Raw genomic sequence first — 4,536 nt, 5'->3', positions numbered from 1 at the left:
CAACGCGCCTACGACCAGGTCGTGCACGACGTCGCGATCCAGAACCTGCCGGTGCGGTTCGCGATGGACCGGGCGGGGCTTGTCGGCGCGGATGGGGCGACGCACGCGGGCTCGTTCGACCTCGCTTACCTCTGCACCCTGCCCAATTTCGTGGTGATGGCCGCCGCGGACGAGGTCGAGCTGACGCATATGGTTCATACCATGGCAGTGCACGACCGCGGGCCGATCGCGGTTCGCTATCCGCGCGGCGAGGGCAGGGGGCTCGCGCTGCCGGAGATTCCGCAGGTGCTGGAGATCGGCAAGGGGCGGGTGGTTCGAGAGGGCAAGAAGGTTGCGATCCTCTCGCTTGGCACCCGGCTGGCCGAGGCCGAGAAAGCGGCGGAGCAACTCGACGCGATGGGTCTGTCGGCGACGGTCGCCGACCTGCGCTTCGCCAAGCCGCTCGACGGCGAGCTGATCCGCCGGCTGGCGACGACGCACGAAGTGGTCGTGACGGTCGAGGAAGCGGCGATCGGCGGCCTCGGCGCGCACGTCCTGACGCTTGCCAGCGACGAGGGATTGGTCGACGCCGGCCTCAAGATCCGCACCATGCGCTTGCCCGATGCCTTCCAGGAGCATGACAAGCCCGAGAAGCAATATGACGAAGCCGGCCTCAACGCCCGGCAGATCGTCGACACGGTGCTGAAGGCGCTGCGAGTGAACAGCGCCGGCGTCGAGGAGGTTCGGGCCTGAGCTGGTGCACCTTCGAATTTTGGACGCGCGGTCTGATCATCGCCGTCGCGTGTCTTTTGAGCTTCGTCCTCTTTGTACTCGGCCTTCTCGGCGCGATATTTTCGCAAGGCTGCGGAGCCCTGTGCTCGGCGCCTGATCATCCGAGTCTTGGGGCATTTTTGTTCGTCCTCGGGATATGGGCGGTGATGCAATATGCGATTTATGCAGGCGCGAAGTGGGTGCTTCGAATATTCGAAGCGTGGATCGACCGGCGCATCTGATCGCCAGTGAAACGTCGCGCGGACCAACTGCTCGTTTCCCGTGGTCTCGCGGAGAGCCGGACACGGGCGCAGGCGCTGATCATGGCGGGAGCGGTGTTCTCCGGCGAACGCAAGATCGCCAAGGCGGGCGACATGCTGGCCGAGGACGCTCCGCTGGAGGTTCGGGGGAAGGACCATCCGTGGGTGTCGCGAGGGGGGATCAAGCTCGATCACGGTTTGACGCATTTCGGGTTCGACGTGACGGGCGCGGTTGCGCTGGACGTGGGCAGCTCGACGGGCGGGTTCACGGACGTGCTGCTGAGCCGGGGCGCGGCGAAGGTCTATGCGGTCGACGTCGGCACGAACCAGCTCGCGTGGAAGCTGCGGCAGGACCCTCGCGTCGTCGTACATGAGCAGACGAATGCGCGCTCGCTCGACAGCAGCATCGTCCCGGAACTAGTCGACATCGTCGTTTGCGACGCAAGCTTCATCTCCCTCGCCAAGGTCCTCGAGGCGCCGCTCCGGCTCGCCGGGCCGGGCGCGCGGCTGGTGGCCCTGGTCAAGCCGCAGTTCGAGGCGGGACGTGGCGAGGTCGGCAAGGGCGGCGTCGTGCGCGACCCTGGGGTCCACGAGCGGGTCTGCACCGAGGCCAAAGGCTGGGTTGAACAGCAGGGCTGGACCGTGCTCGGGATCGAGCCGAGCCCGATCACGGGTCCCGAAGGCAACGTCGAATTCCTGCTTGGAGCGGAGAAGAATGGCTGAGGCCGGCAACCGCATATGGTGGAAAATCGCGCTGGCGACCTGCCCGATCATCGTGCTGCTGGGCTCAGCGAGCGGCTGGCTCTCGAATTCGGGCTTCGGCAATCCGTGGTTCGATCGTCTCGCCAAGCCATCGTTCATGCCGCCCGGCTGGGTGTTCGGGTTAGCCTGGACGATACTCTACGTCCTGTTGGGACTGGCGCTGGCGATGATCCTTGCGGAGCCGCCATCTGATCGGCGACGGACCGGGCTGACGCTGTTCTTCGTCCAGCTAGGCCTGAATTTCGCCTGGTCACCGATTTTCTTTGCCGCACATGACATCAGCCTGGCCAAATGGGTGATCTTCGCCATGGCCGCAATTGCGGCAGCGGCGGCCGGTCGGTTCCTTCGGCTGCGGCGAGCGGCCGGCCTTCTGCTGGTTCCCTATCTCGGCTGGCTGGTGTTCGCGGCCACGCTGAATGCCACCATCGAGCAGTTGAATCCTCGCGCCGGATCACCGCTAGTGGGCATTCGATAATTGGGGATAGTTTCAGCGACTTGGGGATAGGTTGGGCCGCCAGGGTGGCGGACCGACAGGCTAGCCCTTATTTCCCGGCGGAAAGGGAGAGTTAGGATGCAGTCCGAGAACCGGATGTTCGACGACTTCGTGAAGATGGTGAACGGCTTTGCCGGGACCTTCGCCGGAATGGGACGCGAAGCGGAGTCCTCGGCGCGCGAGAAGATGCGCGAGTGGATGGCGGGCTCCGACTTCGTTGGCCGCGACGAGTTCGAAGCGGTGAAGGCAATGGCCGCGGCTGCTCGCGATGAGAATGAAGCGCTGAAGGCGCGGATCGCGGCGCTGGAAGCCAAGGCCGGCGGAGCTGCGGCGGGCGCCGCTGGTCCGAAGCGCTCGCCCAGGCCGAAGGCGGACCCCGCCGCGTGAACCTCAGCGAAGAAGACGTCCAGGAGGAGCGCGACGATGGCGCTCCGATCGAAGTGCTCGAACAATATTTCGAGGCGCGGGGCTGGGCCTGCGACCGCACTGGCGAGGGCGAGATCGTCGCGTCGGCGACAGGCAGCTGGGCGACTTATGAGCTTCGCGGCGTTTGGCGTCCTGAAGACCAGGTGCTGCAGTTCCTCGCCTTCCCAGACATCAAGGTCGGGCCGGAGAAGCGCGCCGCGATCCACGAGGCGCTCAGCCTGATCAACGAGCAGCTCTGGCTCGGTCATTTCGAGATTTGGTCGGCATCGGGCCTCGTCGTGTTCCGCCATTCGACCATCCTCGATGCGCGTGAGGACGACGGCCTTAGCCTGGAGCAGGCCGAGGCGATCGCCGAGGCGGCGGTCGAGGAGTGTGAGCGCTTCTATCCGGTCTTCCAGTTCGTGCTGTGGGGCGGCAAGTCGCCTGGCGAAGCGATTGCATCCGCGCTGATCGATACCCACGGCGAAGCCTGAGGGAGTTACCAGAATTGACTGAAATCCCACGAATCGCCGTGCCTACCTGGTTCGTCGGCTGCGGCAACATGGGACAGGCGATGGTCGCGGGCTGGCGTTCGGCCGGAATCGACCTGTCGCCGGCCGTCGCGATACGGCCGAGCGGCCTTCCGGTCACAGGCGTCCGCACTGTCCGCTCGCTCGGCGAGGCGGGTGCTCCGCCGAGATTGGTCGTGCTCGCGTTCAAGCCGCAGAAGCTCGACGAAATCGCGCCCCAGCTGAAGACCTGGATTACCGGCCGAACGACGATCGTGTCGCTGCTTGCCGGAGTGGAGGCCACGACCCTGCGGCAGATCTTCCCGACGGCGGCGTCGATCGTTCGGGCGATGCCCAATACACCGGTGGCGATCCGCCGCGGCGTCATTGCGCTCTACAGCGAGGATGCGGACGACAAGACGCGGACCGAGCTCTCGAGCCTGTTTGCGCCCCTGGGCTTCGCGCCTTGGATGGCGGACGAAGCGAAATTCTCGGCGGTCAGCGCGATTGCCGGATCGGGCCCCGCCTATGTCGCCCGCTTCATCGCGGCCCTCGTCAAGGCGGGCGAGGAGCGCGGGTTGGCGAACGAGACCGCGTCGACGATCGCGCTCGAGACGGTGCTCGGTACCGCGTGGCTCGCGGCATCGGCCGGCGAGGGCATGGACGAGATCGCGCGGCGGGTCGCAAGCCCCAACGGAACGACAGAGGCAGGTCTTGCGGTGCTCGACCAGAAGCTCGACGCGCTGGTTGATCAAGTCATTGACGCCGCGAGCGAACGTGGACGCCAGCTTGCCGAGGCCGCGCGCCTGTCCTAGGCGCCGGACATGGCTCCACGAAACCAAGGCCCGTTCGACGATCGCGACGGCTGGATCTGGATGGACGGCGAACTCGTCCTGTGGCGCGACGCGCGGGTGCATGTGCTGACCCACGCGCTCCATTACGCAAGCAGCGTCTTCGAGGGTGAGCGCGCCTATAACGGCGTGATCTTCAAGCTGTCGGAACATAGCGCTCGGCTGAGGAAGAGCGCGAGCCTGCTAGGGTTCGAGCTGCCCTGGTCGGTCGAGGAAATCGACGACGCCTGCAACCAGGTGCTGAAGGCGAACGGCTGGACCGATGCCTATCTGCGCCCGCTGGCCTGGCGCGGATCGGAATCGATGGGCGTTTCGCCTGGTCAGACCAAGCCGCACTTGTCGATCGCCGGCTGGCAATGGGGCAAGTATTTCACTCCCGAGATCGCGGCGAAGGGCATTCGGCTCGATATTGCGCCGTGGCGGCGGCCGGCTCCTTACACGGCGCCATCGGAATCCAAGGCCGCGGGCCTCTACATGATCTGCACGCTGTCCAAGCAGCATGCGGA

The 4,536-nt window shown here is 65.8% G+C and carries 7 protein-coding genes; all 7 read left to right on the top strand.

Annotated elements, in window-relative coordinates:
• Positions 1–732: transketolase C-terminal domain-containing protein (locus JOZ79_RS00280; protein WP_294068977.1), on the top strand; the 732-nt coding region annotated here is incomplete at its 5' end.
• A gap of 266 nt (positions 733–998) precedes the next feature.
• The gene (locus JOZ79_RS00275; protein WP_294068974.1) at positions 999–1,733 is read left to right on the top strand and encodes a TlyA family RNA methyltransferase; all 735 of its coding nucleotides are present in this window, start codon (positions 999–1,001) and stop codon (positions 1,731–1,733) included.
• Positions 1,726–2,247 (top strand): TspO/MBR family protein, encoded by a 522-nt coding sequence (locus JOZ79_RS00270; protein WP_294068971.1) that lies wholly within the window; start codon positions 1,726–1,728, stop codon positions 2,245–2,247. The genes JOZ79_RS00275 and JOZ79_RS00270 overlap by 8 nt, the downstream gene beginning before the upstream one ends.
• Positions 2,248–2,343: 96 nt before the next feature.
• Positions 2,344–2,652 carry an accessory factor UbiK family protein gene (locus JOZ79_RS00265; RefSeq protein WP_294068968.1) on the top strand — a complete coding sequence of 103 codons (309 nt, stop codon included), beginning with the start codon at positions 2,344–2,346 and terminating at the stop codon, positions 2,650–2,652.
• Positions 2,649–3,164 carry a YbjN domain-containing protein gene (locus tag JOZ79_RS00260; protein ID WP_294068965.1) on the top strand — a complete coding sequence of 172 codons (516 nt, stop codon included), beginning with the start codon at positions 2,649–2,651 and terminating at the stop codon, positions 3,162–3,164. Before JOZ79_RS00265 ends, JOZ79_RS00260 begins: the two co-directional genes overlap by 4 nt.
• A 38-nt stretch (positions 3,165–3,202) precedes the next feature.
• The gene (locus JOZ79_RS00255) at positions 3,203–3,994 is read left to right on the top strand and encodes a pyrroline-5-carboxylate reductase (RefSeq protein ID WP_294068962.1); all 792 of its coding nucleotides are present in this window, start codon (positions 3,203–3,205) and stop codon (positions 3,992–3,994) included.
• Positions 3,995–4,003: 9 nt separating this feature from the next.
• Positions 4,004–4,536, top strand: a 533-nt coding sequence (locus JOZ79_RS00250; protein ID WP_294068959.1) for an aminotransferase class IV, incomplete at its 3' end; no start/stop codon positions are given.

This window comes from Sphingomonas sp. (genome assembly GCF_019242355.1).
In the GTDB taxonomy this organism is placed as follows: Bacteria; Pseudomonadota; Alphaproteobacteria; order Sphingomonadales; family Sphingomonadaceae; genus Sphingomicrobium.
The sequence above is the reverse complement of the archived record's forward strand: the minus strand, read 5'-3'. Positions and strand labels throughout refer to the sequence as shown.

What these genes read in the sequence shown, in the direction of transcription:
- JOZ79_RS00270 (WP_294068971.1), top strand. Translation starts at nt 1,726, where the DNA reads ATGGCTGAGGCCGGCAACCGCATATGGTGGAAAATCGCGCTGGCGACC.
- JOZ79_RS00265 (WP_294068968.1), top strand. Translation starts at nt 2,344, where the DNA reads ATGCAGTCCGAGAACCGGATGTTCGACGACTTCGTGAAGATGGTGAAC.